The sequence below is a fragment of the Chromobacterium haemolyticum DSM 19808 genome (assembly GCF_000711885.1).
Classification (GTDB): Bacteria; Pseudomonadota; Gammaproteobacteria; order Burkholderiales; family Chromobacteriaceae; genus Chromobacterium; species Chromobacterium haemolyticum.
On the sequence record NZ_JONK01000035.1, the window covers coordinates 1 to 16,062 of the forward strand.

At 60.3% G+C, this 16,062-nt stretch carries 13 protein-coding genes and 1 tRNA gene; 1 reads left to right on the forward strand and 13 read right to left on the reverse strand.

The genetic code is table 11. The features are described 5' to 3' along the window. Window positions 1-2,429, reverse strand: a 2,429-nt coding sequence (rnr, locus tag BR71_RS17285; RefSeq protein WP_425265950.1) for a ribonuclease R, incomplete at its 3' end; no start/stop codon positions are given. 67 nt (window positions 2,430-2,496) lie between these two features. Between rnr and BR71_RS17290 the strand changes: the two genes are divergently transcribed. Beyond that, window positions 2,497-2,583 (forward strand) — tRNA-Leu (locus BR71_RS17290). Between the two features lie 49 nt (window positions 2,584-2,632). On the opposite strand, the gene BR71_RS17295 is transcribed toward BR71_RS17290, so the two are convergent. From BR71_RS17295 to hisS, 12 genes are all read right to left on the reverse strand, one after another. After that, complete coding sequence (locus BR71_RS17295; RefSeq protein ID WP_043640468.1) at window positions 2,633-4,024, reverse strand: MFS transporter; 1,392 nt, start codon at window positions 4,022-4,024, stop codon at window positions 2,633-2,635. Window positions 4,025-4,136: 112 nt separating this feature from the next. Further along, window positions 4,137-5,186, reverse strand: a complete 1,050-nt coding sequence (locus BR71_RS17300) for an oxidoreductase (protein WP_043640471.1) — start codon at window positions 5,184-5,186, stop codon at window positions 4,137-4,139. A gap of 102 nt (window positions 5,187-5,288) precedes the next feature. Further along, entirely contained in the window at window positions 5,289-6,584 is a 1,296-nt protein-coding gene (locus BR71_RS17305) for an adenylosuccinate synthase (RefSeq protein ID WP_019104360.1), read from the reverse strand. A gap of 34 nt (window positions 6,585-6,618) precedes the next feature. Then, window positions 6,619-7,770 (reverse strand): ATP phosphoribosyltransferase regulatory subunit, encoded by a 1,152-nt coding sequence (locus tag BR71_RS17310; protein WP_043640475.1) that lies wholly within the window; start codon window positions 7,768-7,770, stop codon window positions 6,619-6,621. Between the two features lie 126 nt (window positions 7,771-7,896). Further along, entirely contained in the window at window positions 7,897-8,778 is an 882-nt protein-coding gene (gene hflC / locus BR71_RS17315; protein WP_039756762.1) for a protease modulator HflC, read from the reverse strand. Between the two features lie 3 nt (window positions 8,779-8,781). Then, complete coding sequence (gene hflK, locus BR71_RS17320) at window positions 8,782-9,996, reverse strand: FtsH protease activity modulator HflK (protein ID WP_052370755.1); 1,215 nt, start codon at window positions 9,994-9,996, stop codon at window positions 8,782-8,784. Further along, a complete protein-coding gene (hflX, locus tag BR71_RS17325) occupies window positions 9,983-11,113 on the reverse strand; it encodes a ribosome rescue GTPase HflX (RefSeq protein WP_043640549.1) in 1,131 nt (376 codons plus the stop codon). Before hflX ends, hflK begins: the two co-directional genes overlap by 14 nt. A gap of 97 nt (window positions 11,114-11,210) precedes the next feature. Next, complete coding sequence (hfq, locus tag BR71_RS17330) at window positions 11,211-11,468, reverse strand: RNA chaperone Hfq (protein WP_039756760.1); 258 nt, start codon at window positions 11,466-11,468, stop codon at window positions 11,211-11,213. Between the two features lie 89 nt (window positions 11,469-11,557). Next, complete coding sequence (gene der, locus BR71_RS17335; RefSeq protein ID WP_043640478.1) at window positions 11,558-12,985, reverse strand: ribosome biogenesis GTPase Der; 1,428 nt, start codon at window positions 12,983-12,985, stop codon at window positions 11,558-11,560. Window positions 12,986-12,998: 13 nt separating this feature from the next. Further along, on the reverse strand, window positions 12,999-14,138 hold the full coding sequence (gene bamB, locus BR71_RS17340) for an outer membrane protein assembly factor BamB (protein ID WP_019104353.1): 1,140 nt from the start codon (window positions 14,136-14,138) through the stop codon (window positions 12,999-13,001). Between the two features lie 4 nt (window positions 14,139-14,142). Continuing rightward, on the reverse strand, window positions 14,143-14,772 hold the full coding sequence (locus tag BR71_RS17345; protein ID WP_019104352.1) for a YfgM family protein: 630 nt from the start codon (window positions 14,770-14,772) through the stop codon (window positions 14,143-14,145). A 14-nt stretch (window positions 14,773-14,786) separates the two neighbouring features. After that, a complete protein-coding gene (gene hisS, locus BR71_RS17350) occupies window positions 14,787-16,058 on the reverse strand; it encodes a histidine--tRNA ligase (protein ID WP_043640481.1) in 1,272 nt (423 codons plus the stop codon). Between the last annotated feature and the right edge of the window lie 4 nt (window positions 16,059-16,062).

The following is a 16,062-nucleotide window of genomic DNA, read 5'->3' on the forward strand; positions in this document are numbered from 1 at the left end:
CTCGCTACTGGCTTGCTCGCTACTGGCTTGCTCGCTACTGGCTTGCTTGCTACTGGCTTGCTTGCTACGGGCTGACTCACCACTGGCTTCGGCGCCGGCGATTGGACAGTCCCCCGGCTTCGTCCCTTGGGCGCAGCCGGCAATGCAGAAGGCTTCGCTTCCACGGGCTTGGACTCGGAGCCCCTACGCGGACCAGCTGGGCGCGCCCCAACACTACGTGCGGGAACCGGCCTAGGAACCTGCAGGTCCCCCTCCTTGACCAGAGCGAAGTCGACTTGGGCACTTTCCAGGTTAGCGCTCATCACCTTCACAGTCAGAGTATCGCCCAAGCGGTATTGCATGCCGCTTTTCTCCCCTACGATCGCCTGGACGTCCTTCTTGAAGTGGAAGTAGTCCTTGCCCAACTCCGAGATATGCACCAAACCCTCGACATACACATCATCCAACAACACGAATACGCCAAAGCTGGTCACCGCACAGATCTTGCCCTTGAAGATCTCACCCACCTTGTCTCGCATATAGTAGGTTTTCAGCCAGGACTCCACATCACGGCTGGCATCGTCGGCCCGGCGTTCGGTCATTGAACAATGCACGCCCAGTTGCGCCCACTTGCCAGGCTTGTATTTACCGCCTTTAAGCACAGCCTTGATCGAGCGATGCACCAACAGGTCCGGGTAGCGGCGAATCGGAGAAGTGAAATGAGCGTAGGCCTCGTAAGCCAGACCAAAGTGGCCGTTATTGTCCGGGGTATAAACCGCTTGCTGCATGGAGCGCAGCAACATGGTCTGCAGCACCGGCGCGTCGGGCCGTCCATGAATCTGCTCGGCCAATTTGGCATAGTCTTTAGCGGTGGGTTTTTCACCGCCGCCCAAGCTCAAGCCGACCAGGCGCAGATAGTTGCGCAGATTCTCCAGCTTCTCTTCAGTCGGCCCTTCATGCACCCGATACAAGGCTTTGTGCCCGTTCTTCTCCAGGAAATCAGCGGCACAAACGTTGGCCGCCAGCATGCACTCTTCAATCAGGCGGTGCGCGTCGTTGCGCACAACGGGCACGATGCGTTCGATCTTGCCCGCGTCATTGAAGATCATCTGGGTTTCCACCGAGTCGAACTCGATCGCCCCGCGCTGACTGCGCGCCGCAAGCAACACCTTGAACAACGAGTACAAGGTCTGGATCTGCGGCAACACCGGGCTGTCGCTTCCCTTCTGAATCCACTCCCAAACCTGGTTGTAGGTCAACCTCGCCTTGGACAGCATCACCGCCGGATAGAACTGATAGCGTTTGACCACGCCCTTGGCGTTGATCTGCATATCGCAGACCATACACATCCGCTCCACATCCGGATTCAGCGAGCAGATCCCGTTGGACAGGGCTTCCGGCAGCATCGGAATGACGCGGCGCGGAAAATAGACCGAAGTGCCACGGTTAAGCGCTTCCTGATCCAAAGCGTCACCGGGCTCTACGTAAAAGCTGACGTCGGCAATCGCCACGATCAAACGGAAGCCCTTGCCCTGCTTCTCGGCATATACGGCATCATCAAAGTCGCGCGCGGTTTCGCCGTCTATCGTCACCAAGGGCAGATCACGCAGGTCGACTCGATCCTTGGTCCAATCTTTCTTGCGCACCTTTTTCGGTGTCGCCTTTGCTTGCGCCAGCGCTGCCTCAGGGAATTGATGAGGCAGATCGTGCTTGCGCAGCGCAATTTCGATTTCCATGCCTGGGTCGGCGTAGTTGCCCAGCACTTCCACTACTTGGCCAACAGGCTGACGGTAGGCATCCGGGTATTGAAGGATTTCCACCATGACAACCTGGCCATCCTTGGCGCCCGCCTCTCCGCCCGGCTCAATCAGAATGTCGTGGTTGATGCGGCGGTCTTCCGCCGTCACCACCCACACGCCCCGGACGCGGTTGATGCGGCCGACCAGCCGCGTCACCACATGATCCAACACCTCGACGATCTTGCCTTCCTGCCGGCCTCGGCGATCAAGGCCCGACGGGCGGACCATCACCCGATCGCCATGCATCGCTTTTTTCATTTCCCGCTCGGGCAGGAAAATATCTCCGCCCTGGCCTTCGCTTTCATCCGGGATGGCAAAACCGTAGCCATCGCGGTGACCGGACACTTTGCACTTGATCAAGTCCAGCTTTTGAGCGACGCAGACTGCGCCTTTGCGATTGATGATGACTTCGCCGTCTCGCTCCATTGCCCGCAAGCGGCGTTCGAAATAAATAGATTCGGCTCGCGTAATCGACAACATGCGCGCCAATTCATCAGGAAATAGCGGCACCCCCTGCTCGGCCAAAATTTTTAAAACGAACTCTCGGCTCGGCAAGGGATTGGAATATTTAAGTTTTTCCCGTTCCAGGAAGGGGTCCTGTTCGCGGAGGGACAGGGTCTTTTGTTTTTTTTGTGTTCTAGCCATTGACACCCTCAAGAATATGTCTATAATTCGCATCTCGTTGCAGAGATGCAGCGAAATAATACAGCAAAGCGAAGCCCAGGTGGCGGAATTGGTAGACGCACTAGGTTCAGGTCCTAGCGCCCGCAAGGGTGTGGAAGTTCGAGTCTTCTCCTGGGCACCAAATAAAGCCCCGTTGATCTATGATCAACGGGGCTTTTGCATTTCTCTCCTCAGCGCGAGGCCAACTCTTCCCCGGCTCGCGGATCCAGCGTGGCAAACATCAGGCTGGACAACATGGTCAAGGCGCCCATAATGGCGAAAGTCCAGGCAAAATCGACCACGGTCAAGACCGCATGCCCCTGCATTCCGCTCACTCCCTGCAAGACAAAAGCCCCTGCCGTCACCCCGCAACCCGCAGCCAACTGCTGCGCCACCCCTGAAAGACTGGTGGCATGACTCATGCGTCCCGACTCAACCTCGGCAAAAGAAATCGCGTTCAGGCTGGTGAACTGCAAAGAGCGGAGACAACCTCCCAATACGAAGACCAGCAACATCCAAACATAACTCGGCGCCTCGTAGAACAAGGCGTACGCCGCGATGGAAAGGCCCGCCAGCATGCTATTAACCATCAATACCCTGCGGAAGCCGTAACGCCGCAGTATGCGCATCACCAGCGTCTTCATGAAAATGGCGCCCACCGCGGTAGAACAGGTCAACAAACCAGAGACAAAAGGATTGAGACCCAGGCCCAGTTGCAACATCAGCGGCAACAAGAAGGGCGTGACTCCAATGCCGACTCGGAACACGAAGCCGCCCACCACGCCTGCATGAAAAGTGGGCAAGCGCAACAAGGACAAGTCCAGCAAGGGATGAGCCGCGCGACGATAATGCAGCAGATAAAGCCACAGCAAGCCGGCGCCAATCACCGCTAGCAGCGCCGACCATTGCACCGAGATCAAATGCTTGCCTTCGGAAGCCAGACCCAGCATCAACAAGGACAAACCAACTCCGCTCAAGGCAAAGCCCAACCAGTCCAGCGGCGGCACTTGTTCGTCCTTCAAGTCTTCGATGTGACGCTTGGCAAGCACCCAGCCCAGCACGCCAATAGGAATATTGATCAAGAATATCCAGCGCCAATGCAGATAGGTGCTGATGAAACCGCCCAAGGGCGGCCCGATGACCGGCCCCAGCAAAGCGGGAACCGTCAAATAACTGAGCGCCCGCACCAAATCCGCTTTCGCCGTGGTGCGTAAAATCACTAAACGCCCCACCGGCACCATCATTGCGCCGCCGATACCTTGCACAAAGCGCGCCAGCACAAAGCCGCCCAATGTATTGCCAAGCGCGCACAACACCGAACCCAATACAAAAACGCCGATGGCAGCGCGGAAAATACGCCGCGAGCCAAACCGGTCCGCCATCCAGCCGCTAATGGGGATAAACACGGCCAAGCTGACCAGATAAGACGTCAGCGCCAACTTCAAACCAATCGGCTCCACCAACAGGTCGCGCGCGATAGCCGGCAAAGAGGTGGAGATCACTGTGGCGTCCATGTTCTCCATGAACAAGGCGGTGGCCACGATCAACGGGGTCACCATGCCGGCGGCGAGCTTAAGCTGCATGACGATAAAATTTCAGGAAAGGAAACGCCAGTGTAGCACCGGCTGCCGCTGGGACAAGGAGACAGGGCGGCGCAAATGATGTCGAAACGTAAAGCGAAAGCCGGGGCCTCTCTCAAGCGACCGAGAGGCAAAACAGGCGTCGCCCTTCCCGCGCGCTCCGCTCTCCTTGTTCCAACAAGGCTATCACCCTCCACGCGTCCCTCGCCGTCACCGGATTAGGCCCCAAGCCTTGCGCGGCGCGAGCCACCTCACAGTAGAAATCGCGATAATCCCCCAAAGGCGATGGCCGGGGCTCCCGTATTTCTCCGTCGTCCCGCAGACGGAACAAGATGCCCGGCTCAAGGTCCACGCCCCAGCCCGCTTCGCCAGGGCGGCCGCCACGCTTCAAATAGTCTTCCTGGCTATCCAGGCCGAACTTGACGTAACTGGCGAGCGCGCCGTGCAAACTAAAGCGCGGAACGCCGCCGCTGACCAAGCAGGAACCGTGCAGCACCGCCTGATACTCCGCATAGCCCAGCTGTACGTGAAAGTAGTCCGTCGCCTGCGCCCCTGCCCTTTGTTTGAACAAGCTTGCATAAATCGTCTGCGGCCAGCCCAGCAACTGCAAGGCCTGATCGAGCAAGTGCGGTCCCAGGTCGTACCACAGCCCTGCTCCCGGTTGGTCCTGCTCGCGCCAACGCGCGCGGACCTGCGGCCGATAACGGTTGAAATGGGACTCGAAATGGCTGAGCGCCCCCAGCTCACCGCCAGCCAACAAGGCCTTGAGCGCCAGAAAATCAGCATCCCAACGTCGATTGTGAAACACCGATAACAGCGGGCTGCCCGGCCGCTCAGCCATCAAGCACAGCTCCCGCGCCTCCGCCTGCGTCACTGTGAACGGCTTGTCCACCACCACGTGCTTACCTGACATCAAACCCGAGCGCGCCTGCGGATAATGCAATCGGTTGGGGCTGGCGATAACAAGCATATCGATGGCGGGGTCAAGCAAGGCCTGCTCTAAACCGGCCAGCACCGGCACCTGCGGCCAATCCGCCCTCACCCCGTCCGGCCGGCTGCTGACCACGGCGGCCAGCTTCAGCTCGGGCGTGGCGGAGATCAAGGGCGCGTGAAAAGTCTTGCCTGCATAGCCGTAGCCCACCAAGGCGACATTCAATGGCTGCATGTGTTTTGCTTTCGGAAACCAGAATCCAAACAGTCTACGCCCGCCGCGAGCATGAAAAAACCCGCCTGGCAGGCGGGTTTCCGGCGATGAGCCAAATCGGACTTACAGACCGAAGGGATGACGCATCACGATGGTTTCTTCACGGTCAGGACCAGTGGAGATGATGTCCACCGGCGCGCCGCACACTTCGGCGATACGGGTCAGGTAAGCCTGGGCGTTGGCCGGCAGATCTTCCCAGCGCTTGGCGCCGAAGGTGCTTTCGCTCCAGCCGGGCATGGTTTCATATACCGGCACGCACTTGCTGACCGCGTCGGAGCCAAACGGCAGGATATCCACCTTTTCACCGTCCAGGGTGTAACCCACGCACAGTTTGATCTCTTCCAGACCATCCATCACATCCAGCTTAGTCACGCACAAGCCGGACACACCGTTGATCTGGATAGAACGCTTGAGCGCGGCGGCGTCGAACCAGCCACAGCGGCGCGGGCGGCCGGTGACCGAACCGAATTCATTGCCGCGCTTGGCCAGGAACATGCCGATATCGTTCTCTTGCTCGGTCGGGAACGGACCAGAACCCACGCGGGTGGTGTAGCCCTTCACGATGCCCAGCACATAGTTGAGCATTTGCGGTGCCACGCCGGCGCCCGGCGCTGCGGCGCCGGCCACGCAGTTGGACGAGGTCACGTACGGATAGGTGCCGTGGTCGATGTCCAGCAGGGTGCCTTGCGCGCCTTCGAACAGCAGCGGGATATCCGCCTGGTTCATGTCGTACAGGGTGCGGGATACATCGGCCACCATCGGCTTGATGCGCTCGGCCAGTTTCAAGGTGTCGGCCAGGATGGCGTCGAAGCTCACCGGCTCAGCCTGGAACAGCTTGGTCAGCATGAAGTTGTAGTATTCGACGTTTTCCTTCAACTTCTCGGCAAAGCGGGCGGTGTCGAACAGGTCGATCACCTTCAAGGCGCGGCGCGCCACCTTGTCTTCATAGCAGGGGCCGATGCCGCGGCCGGTGGTGCCGATCTTGCCGGCGCCCTTGGCGGCTTCGCGAGCCTGATCCAAAGCGACGTGGTACGGCAGGATCAGCGGGCAGCCTTCGGAAATTTTCAGGCGAGCGGCGACGTTAACGCCGGCGGTTTCCAGCTCGTCGATCTCCTTGAGCAAGGCTTCAGGGGACAACACCACGCCATTGCCGATAAAGCACTCGACATCATCACGCAGAATGCCGGACGGAATCAGGCGCAGCACAGTTTTCTTGCCGCCCACCACCAGAGTGTGGCCCGCGTTGTGGCCGCCTTGGAAGCGAACCACGGCACGCGCGTGGTCGGTCAGCCAGTCAACGATCTTGCCCTTGCCTTCATCACCCCACTGGGTACCGATCACGACAACGTTCTTGGACATTGGAAAAAACCTCTTCTTCAGTCAGATTCAAAAATCAGTTAAATGAAACCACATGCCAATCCGAGCCGTCCGGGGTCAGCTCGCGATCACAATTCAAAGCCTGGGCGGACTCGCCCAGATAATCAATCACCACCATCTCGCCCGCCTCGCGCAGGCGAGCCACTTCGGCCCGCGCCTGGGGCCAGTACTTGCCGGCCAGGCGAATCCCCCTGACCGAGCCTTGCTCGGGCAGGATGCGGATCAAGTCGCGCAAATCCAGACTGAAGCCTGTCGCTGGTCGGGCGCGGCCAAAACGGCGGCCGACATTATCGTAGCGCCCGCCGCGCGCCAGCTCCTCGGCCCAGCCCTCAGCATAGGCTGCGAACAGCAGACCGTTGTGATACTGAGTGCCGCGCAATTCGGTCAGGTCGAAACTCAGGGCCACCCGGCCCTCCAGCGCCTTGGCTACCGCGGACAGCTGCATCAAGCCAAGTTCCACCTCGGGCAAGGACGGTAGACGGGAGCGCGCCCGGTCCAGCTCTTCGATCGGACCATACAATTCCGGCAAGGCCAGAAAAGCGCTGCGGTACGGTTCGGCGACATCGCGGACCAACTCGCGAATGCTGGCTAAGTCCTTGCTCTGCAGCTTGGCGAACAGCGCCCGGCTGGTCTCCCCCGACAAACCGGCGGTGGCGGCAATGCCGCGATAAATCGCCATATGCCCGATGTCCAGCCGCAGGCCGGACACGCCGGCGCGCTCCAAGGTGCCCAGCATCAATTCGATGATTTCCAGGTCAGCCTCGATGCCGGCGTAGCCGTACAACTCCGCCCCCACTTGCAGCGGCTCGCGGGAGCTGGCCAGGCCGTCCGGCCGGGTATGCACCACGCTGCCGGCGTAGCACAGCCGAGTGACGCCGGTGCGCTCGCCAAGCAGATGCGCATCAATGCGCGACACTTGGGGCGTGATGTCGGCGCGCAAGCCCATTTGCCGGCCGGACAACTGATCGTCCAGCTTGAAGGTTTTGAGCTCGAGCGAAGCGTCTTCCTCGCTGACCAGTGAATCGATGTACTCGATCAGCGGCGGCAGCACCAACTCGTAGCCCGCCACGCGAAAGCCTTCCAGCATCGCCGCCTTGGCGGACTCCACCTGGCGCGCGGTGGCGGGCAGAATATCCGCGATGTATTCCGGTAACAGCCAATTACGCATGATTCTTTTCAACAGAATAAAAGGCGGGAAGCCCCCGCCTTGTTATCAGCAAACTGGCCAGGTCGCCCCGGCCAGTGTTCCATACTCCGATTGTTTTGCGCGGCGTCTTTCGCCAGCCTTGACCGTTTACTTGGCCTTGGCCGCTCCAGACTGCGGGTTCTTGAAATACTTGAAGAACTCGCTGCTCGGCTCCAGCACCAACACGTCGCTCTTGTTCTTGAACGACTCCTTGTAGGCGTCCATGCTGCGCCAGAAGGCGTAGAAGTCCGGGTTCCTGCCGTAAGCCTCGGCGTAGATCGCCGCCGCCTTGGCATCGCCCTTGCCCTTCAAGTCCTGAGCTTGGCGATACGCTTCGGCCAGAACCACTTCGCGCTGCTTATCCGCTTCAGCCCGGATACGCTCTGCGTCCGCGGCGCCCTCGCTGCGCAACTGGCTGGCTACGGTGCGGCGCTCGGACTGCATGCGATCGAAAACCGAACTGCTTATTTTATCCGGAAAATCGACTCGTTTTAAGCGCACGTCGAGAATTTGTACGCCTATTTTACGCGCATCCGCGTCAGCGCGCTTGCGAACCGTATCCATCACCTGGTCGCGCTTGCCGGAAATGACGTCGGCAACCATCTTTTGGCCGAATTCCGCGCGCAGGCCGTCATTGATGGTCTGTTTCAAACGCGCCACAGCGGCCGCCTCGGAGCCCACGCTCTTATAGAACTGCTCAACGTCCACCACGCGCCATTTGACGAAACTGTCCACCAACACGTTCTTTTTCTCGCGGGTATTGAACAATTCCGGCGCCTCGGCGTCGATGGTCTGCACGCGGCGGTCGAAATAACGCACGTTCTGCAACAGCGGCACCTTGAACTGGATGCCCGGCTCCTTGATGATGCGCACCACTTCGCCAAACTGGAAAACCAACGCGTACTGGCGCTGATCCACGGTGAACAGCGACAGGCTGGCAACAAATAGCACACCGGCTATGGCAACTACAGTCGGAATCAGTCTATCCATTGCTTATCGCTCCGCCCCAAAAAAATCACGACCGCGGGTCACGTCCCGCCCCCCTTTGCCACTGCCGGCCTGAGCGGCCGGCGGCGTAGGCTCCGGCGGCTGTGGCGCCGTGCCGGCGGCGGGGGCCGCGGCGCCGGAGGCTCCCGGACTGCTTTGCTGAATCAGTTTGTCCAAGGGCAAGTACAACAGATTATTGCCGCCCTTCTGATCCACCACCACCTTGGTGGTGCTGCTCATGATCTGCTGCATCATGTCCAGATACAGGCGATCGCGCATGACTTTGGGCGCCTTGTTGTATTCAGACAACACTTGCTTGAAGCGCGATGCGTCGCCTTCCGCGCGGGAGACGACTTTCTGCTCGTAGGCCTCGGCCTCCTGCTGCAGACGCGCGGCCAGGCCCTGGGCCTTGGGCAGCACCTCGTTGGCGTAAGCCAAGCCTTCGTTGCGCAGCTTGTCCTTGTCCTGACCCGCCTTCACCGCGTCGTCGAAGGCCGCCAACACTTGCTCGGGAGGCTGCACCGCATTGATGTTGACTTTGGCGATGCGCACGCCCAGAGAGTAGCGATCCAGCACTTCCTGAATCAACTTCTGAGTTTCCACCGCGATCTGGGTTCGCCCTTCGTTCAGCACGAAATCGACCTTGTTGCGTCCCACCACTTCACGGATCGCGGTTTCGGTCGCTTGCTTGACGATGTCCTTCGCGTCGCGCTCGCGCGAGGCGTTGTTGAACAGGAAGGCGCGCGCGTCCTTGATGTCGTATTGCACCGACAGTTGGACATCGATGATGTTCTGGTCCGAGGTCAGCATCAGCGACTCTTCCGCAACCCGCGTTTGGGCGGTATTGCGGTAGCCGACTTCCACGCTGCGCACTTCGGTCAGGTTAACGATCTCCACCTTTTCAATCGGGAACGGCGCGTGCCATTGCAGCCCCGGCTCTGTTACCCGGTTGAAGCTGCCCAGACGCAGCACCACGCCTTGCTCGCGCGCGTCCACCACGTAGAAACCGCTGGCCAGCCACAGCGCGGCCAATACACCGACCACGGCGACAGCGCCGCCTTTGAACGGCGGCTTGGCGCTGGACGCCGGGCCTCCGCCGGCGCCGCTGCCCTTGGCGCCCAGCAGCCTCGACAGCTTCTGATTTAGGTTGCGGAATACTTCATCGAGGTCCGGCGGCCCTTCATTGCCTCGGCGGCCTCGGTTAGGGTCATTCTGCGACATGCTCGTAATAGTCTTTATGGTTGTTTTGGGAAGGATGCACGCATTCGGCAACCGCCGCGCGCAAGAGTTCCAGGCCGGCGCCGGTCAGGGCCGAAACCCGCACAGAAACCGGACGGCCCGTCGCGTCGCGCTCAATCTCCGGCTCCATTTCGCGCAGATCGCACTTGTTCCAGACCAGCAATTGCGGAATGCCGTCCGCGCCGATCTCCGTCAACACTTTGTTGACTTCCTCGATCTGCACATCGCGCATATCGCTGGAGCAATCCACCACATGCAACAAGAGGTCCGCACGCACGGTTTCTTCCAGGGTCGCGCGGAACGCGGCCACCAGAGTGTGGGGCAGATCGCGGATAAAGCCCACCGTATCGGAAATCACGATGGATGTCTCGTGGTTAAGAAACAGCTTGCGACTGGTGGTGTCCAGCGTAGCGAACAGCTGGTCCGCGGCATAGATCCGCGCCTTGGTCAGCGCATTGAACAAAGTGGACTTGCCGGCGTTGGTGTAGCCGACGATGGACACCGAAGCAATGCCGGCTCGTCCGCGTCCTTTGCGCTGAGTATTGCGTTGTTTTTGCACTTGGGCCAGACGCTCTTTCAGCGCCTTGACGCGGATGCCCAGCAGCCGACGGTCGGTTTCAAGCTGGGTTTCACCGGGGCCGCGCAGGCCGATGCCGCCCTTTTGCCGCTCCAAGTGGGTCCAGCCGCGCACCAGGCGGGTAGACATATGGGACAGCTGGGCCAATTCGACTTGCAGCTTGCCCTCATGGCTGCGCGCGCGCTGCGCGAAAATATCCAGAATCAGACTGTTGCGGTCGATAACGCGACACTGCAGCGCCCGCTCCAGATTGCGCTCCTGACCAGGCGCCAAGGCATGGTTGAATATCACTACATTGGCATCAGTGGCGCGCACCAGCAGGCCGATTTCCTCAACCTTGCCCTTGCCCGCGAACAACGCGGCGTCCGGGCGCTGCCGCTTGCCCTGCACCACGCCCATCACCTCGACGCCGGCGCTCTTGACCAGCTCGGCGCACTCGGCGATGTTTTCCTGGTAATCGGCATCTCCAAAATCCAGGCAGACCAGAACCGCCTGGTCGCCTAAGTCGGGACGATCAAACACTATTCGGAAACCATAGTTGGGGCGCAAAAGATAAAAGGCCGACAAGCCGCGCCTGATTGGCGCGGCCGATCGGCCCGGTTACAAGCACAGCAACGCTTTAGGCGTCTTGCTGCTCCTGCTTTTGCACCGGGTGTTCATGGGGAAGATTGACCGGACGGGCGGGCACAACGGTGGAAATGGCGTGTTTGTACACCATCTGGGTCACCGTGTTTTTCAACAGCACCACGTACTGGTCAAAGGATTCTACCTGACCCTGAAGTTTAATGCCGTTCACCAGGTAGATGGACACCGGCACATGTTCCTTACGCAGGATGTTCAGGAACGGGTCTTGTAACATTTGCCCTTTAGAGCTCATTCGTTATTCTCCGAATCGTTGATTGTTGTATTAACTGAACCTTACAGCCCGGTTGTCTGCTTATTATTAGCAGAAAACATCCCGGCGTACTATTTTTTACTGCTGCTGCCCTTGCCGTTCTTGCCGTAACGCACTTCTTTTTCGCGTCCGCGCATTTTGGACATCGGCTTGGGCTTGGCTCGGGACTTCTCCTTGCCGTCGTCGGTGTCGAACGGATTTTCCGAAGACTTGTACTGCACGCGCAACGGCGTGCCCTGCAGCTTGAACACTTTCCGGAAAGTATGTTCCAGATAGCGGGTATAACTGTTCGGCACCGCATCCAGCGCATTGCCGTGCACAACAATAATGGGCGGATTCTGCCCCCCCTGGTGCGCATAGCGCATCTTCGGGCGAATCAGGCCTGAGCGCGGAGGCTGCTGACGTTCCAGCGCCACTTGCAGCACTCGGGTCAGCTTGGGCGTGGCCAGTTTGGCCATGGCCGCCTTGTAGGCCTCGTCGATGGACTTGAACAAGTCTGCCACGCCGCGGCCTTCAATGGCGGAGATGTAATGGAACTTTGCAAAATCCAGGAAGTTCAGTTTGCGCGCGATCTCGCGGCGCACTGTTTCCTTTTGCTCCCCGTCCAGGTTGTCCCATTTGTTCACCGCCACCACCAGTGCCCGGCCCGCTTCCAACGCAAAACCGGCGATGGTGGCATCCTGCTCGGAGATATCCAGTTGGGCATCCAGCACCAGCACCGCCACGTTGGCGTCTTCGATCGCCTTCATGGTCTTGATCACCGAGAACTTCTCCAGCATCTCGCTGACCTTGGCCCGACGACGCACGCCGGCGGTGTCAATGACGGTGTAGGTATGGCCATCTCGCTCAAAATCAATATATATACTGTCGCGAGTGGTGCCCGCCTGGTCAAAGGCGATGACGCGCTCTTCGCCCAAGATGGCGTTGACCAGGGTGGACTTGCCGACATTGGGCCGGCCGATCACCGCGAATTTGGGGTGGCGCGAGGCTTCTTCTTCCACTTCTTCGGGGAAGTCCGCCAGCACCAATTCCATCAATTCGCGCACGCCGTCGCCATGAGCGGCGGAGATCACCAACGGCTCGCCCAGCGCGAGCTCGTGGAATTCCGCGCCGGCGATGGCGTGGCGCATCCCTTCCGCCTTGTTGACGGCGAGGAAAACCGGACGCTGCAACTGGCGCAAACGGTTGGCGATGATTTTATCTTGCGGCGTCAGGCCGTTTCGACCATCCACCAGGAACACCACGGCATCGGCTTCGTCCACGGCCTGCAGCGTCTGCTTGGCCATCTCAAACAAGATGCCTTCGTCCACCACCGGCTCGAAGCCGCCGGTATCGACCACCAGATACGGCTTCTCGCCCACGCGGCCATGGCCATAGTGGCGATCGCGCGTCAGGCCGGGCTGGTCGGCGACCAGGGCGTCGCGGCTGCGGGTCAGCCGGTTGAATAAGGTCGACTTGCCCACATTGGGGCGGCCGACCAGAGCTACGGTAGGTTTCATGAATACTGCTTTATTATCCCAAAGTCAGCATCGCCAGACGCCCGTCCTTGCCTTGCATCAAGGCGGACGAACCCAGCGACACCGGTTGATTGGCCAGGGCGGACCCGACCTTGACTCGGCCTACGATGCTGCCGCTCTCATTGGATAGCAGATGGGCGTAACCTTCGCCATCGCCAACCAACACGAAGCGGCCCAACAACGCGGGGCCGGTGACGTCCCGATATTTCAGGTCGTCGGTTTTCCAAATATTGCGGCCGGTGCCGCGGTCAAACGCCCAGACAGAGCCGTCTTCCGCGGTCACGTAGACATTGCGTCCATCCACGGCCAGGCCACGGCTGGAGGAAATTTCACGCGCCCACAGCAAATTGCCGGAACGCGCCTCGAAGCAGGCCACTCGTCCCTGATAGGCCACCGCGCACACCTGGCCGGCGTCGAACACCGGCCGCGAAGTCACGTCGGTCATCCGTTCCAGTTCGGTGGCGCCGCGCGGATTGGCCACCGCGCCCTGCCACAAGGCGTTGCCGGTCTGCGGGTTGATGATGTCCAGGCGGCCGCCGGCTTGCCCCACCATCACCGCTTCCTTGCCCACCGCCTGCATCGAGCCGTTGTTGCGCACGGTCAGCTGCGGCAGCACATTGCCGCTGGACCACAGCTGCTTGCCGCCGTCGCTCAGGGAGAACCCGGTCAGGCGCGCGTCGTTGGTGCGCACCAGCACCATGTCTCCGGCCACCTGCGGAGCCTCCAGCATCAAGCTGGTCAGTGGCTGTTGCCACAGCACTTTGCCGCTGGCGCGCTCCACCGCCAACAACTTGGCGTCCTGAGTGCCCACCAGCACCATATCGCCAGCCACGGCGACTCCTGCGCTCAGCTTGCGCTTCAGGTCCACGTCCGCGCTAACGCGGCCGCTAAGGGCGTCGATGCTGCGCACGCGGCCGTCAGCGTCGGCGCTCACCACCAGGCCGTTGGCGTATACCGGCAGGAAGCCGGCAGCCGGCGCGGCCTGAGTCGCTGTCCATTTAACGTCCAAACCCTGCAAGGGTTTGATCGCGGCAAGCGGAGTGGGCTTGAACTGGGTATTGCCTTCAAACCAGCTGGCGCAACCGGCCAGCAGCGAGGAGGACAGCACAGCGGTCAGCAACAATTGGCGGCGCATGCGATCAGCCTCCCAGCGCATCAAGTTTGGTCTGGATGAACTGGCGGTTGGGCGAATCGCCCACCAACTTGGCCAGCGCCGATTTGTAGGCGTCGCGCGCGGCTGCGGCGTCGCCCTTGGCGACCAGCACATCGCCCTTCAAATCCAGGAACAACGCGTCGAAACCGGCGGGGTGTTCCTTGTTCAGTTCGGCGATCGCGGCGTCGTAAGTTTTCAGATCCAGCAGTAAGGAAGCCAGGCGCAGGCGGGCGATGGCGCTTACCGATTCGTCCTTGCTATTGGCCAGCACCCACTCCAACTGACTCTTGGCCAACGCAAGGTCGCTCTTGTCGAAAGCGGCCTTGGCCAGAATCAGCGAGCCCCGCGTGGCATAGGCCGAGGAGCCGAAGTCGTTCTGCAACAGGGTTACCGCCGACTTCAACTTGGCGATGTCCTTGGCGGCTACCGCCGCGTCGATGTTCTCGTACGCGGCCGCCGCTTTTTGCGCCTGCTGCTCCTGATGATAGCGGTAGCCTTTGAAACCCAGATAGGCAATGGCGGACGCCGCCAGCACGCCGGCGATCAGCTTGCCCCACTGCTGCCAGAAGGCCTTGATCGAATCAATCTGTTCTTGTTCCTGCAAGTCGAACGCCATTGCGCCCCTCTCCCTTAAGCTTTCAGTGAGATCAGCGTGGCGGCCACCGCTTCCGCCGCCACAGTTTGTTGGTCCATCTCGGCGCGCAGCGCCTTGATCACCGCCTGACCCGTCTTGATTTCATTTTCGCCGACGATGACGGCGAACTGCGCGCCGCTGCCGTCGGCTTTTTTCATTTGCGACTTGAAACTGCCTTCGCCCAAGTGCTGCACCACCGAAAGGCCGGCTGCGCGAAGGCTTTGCGCCAGCTTCATCGCATACAGCGCCGCGCCTTCGCCTTGGTTCACCAGATAAATGTCGACGCTGCGTTGCGCCGGCAGCAGTTGCTTGTCCTGCAGCAACAGCACCACGCGCTCCAAGCCCATGCCGAAACCAATGCCGGCGGCGGGCTTGCCGCCCAGTTGTTCGATCAGGCCGTCATAGCGGCCGCCGGCGCAAATCGTGCCTTGCGCGCCAAGCTCGCTGGTCACCCACTCAAACACCGACTGGTTGTAGTAATCCAGCCCACGCACCAGTCGCGGGTTTTCCACGAAGTCGACGCCCAGCTCGCGGATCATCGCCTTCCAGCCTTCGTAATGCGCGCGGGACGCCTCGCCCAGATAGTCGGACAGCTTGGGAGCCTCGTTGGCCATCTGCTGCAAGGCAGGGTTTTTGGTGTCAAGCACGCGCAGGGGGTTGCTGTACATGCGACGCTTGCCGTCTTCGTCCAGAATATCCACGTGCTTTTCCAGATAGGCGATCAGCGCCTGACGATGCGCGGCGCGTTCCTCCTGGTTGCCCAGCGAATTGATTTCCAGGCGCACATACTGGGACAGGCCCAGGCGACGCCACAAATCGGCAGTCATCGCGATGATTTCGGCATCAATGTCCGGACCGCCAAAGCCCAACGCCTCCACGCCCATCTGGTGGAACTGGCGATAACGGCCTTTCTGCGGGCGTTCATGACGGAACATCGGCCCCATGTACCACAGCTTCTGGGTGGCATTGTACAGAAGGTTGTGCTCGACCACCGCGCGCAGGGTGCCCGCGGTGCCTTCGGGACGCAGCGTCAGGCTGTCGCCGTTCAGGCTGTCGATGAAGGTGTACATCTCCTTCTCCACCACGTCGGTGACTTCGCCGATGGCGCGAACAAACAGCGGCGTGGTTTCGACGATGGGGGTGCGGATATTCTGGTAACCGTAGTCGGCCAGCAGCTCGCGGAGTTTGCCTTCAAAAAATTCCCACTGGTAGGACTCGGCCGGCAGCACGTCATTCATGCCTTTGACCGCTTGATATTTTTGAGCCATTGCT

Coding starts and splice junctions, on each gene's coding strand:
- hisS (WP_043640481.1), bottom strand. CDS start 16,058: ATGGCTCAAAAATATCAAGCGGTCAAAGGCATGAATGACGTGCTGCCG.
- hflC (WP_039756762.1), bottom strand. CDS start 8,778: ATGGATAGACTGATTCCGACTGTAGTTGCCATAGCCGGTGTGCTATTT.
- bamB (WP_019104353.1), bottom strand. CDS start 14,138: ATGCGCCGCCAATTGTTGCTGACCGCTGTGCTGTCCTCCTCGCTGCTG.
- hflK (WP_052370755.1), bottom strand. CDS start 9,996: ATGTCGCAGAATGACCCTAACCGAGGCCGCCGAGGCAATGAAGGGCCG.
- BR71_RS17310 (WP_043640475.1), bottom strand. CDS start 7,770: ATGCGTAATTGGCTGTTACCGGAATACATCGCGGATATTCTGCCCGCC.
- BR71_RS17295 (WP_043640468.1), bottom strand. CDS start 4,024: ATGCAGCTTAAGCTCGCCGCCGGCATGGTGACCCCGTTGATCGTGGCC.
- der (WP_043640478.1), bottom strand. CDS start 12,985: ATGAAACCTACCGTAGCTCTGGTCGGCCGCCCCAATGTGGGCAAGTCG.
- hfq (WP_039756760.1), bottom strand. CDS start 11,468: ATGAGCTCTAAAGGGCAAATGTTACAAGACCCGTTCCTGAACATCCTG.
- BR71_RS17345 (WP_019104352.1), bottom strand. CDS start 14,772: ATGGCGTTCGACTTGCAGGAACAAGAACAGATTGATTCGATCAAGGCC.
- BR71_RS17305 (WP_019104360.1), bottom strand. CDS start 6,584: ATGTCCAAGAACGTTGTCGTGATCGGTACCCAGTGGGGTGATGAAGGC.
- BR71_RS17300 (WP_043640471.1), bottom strand. CDS start 5,186: ATGCAGCCATTGAATGTCGCCTTGGTGGGCTACGGCTATGCAGGCAAG.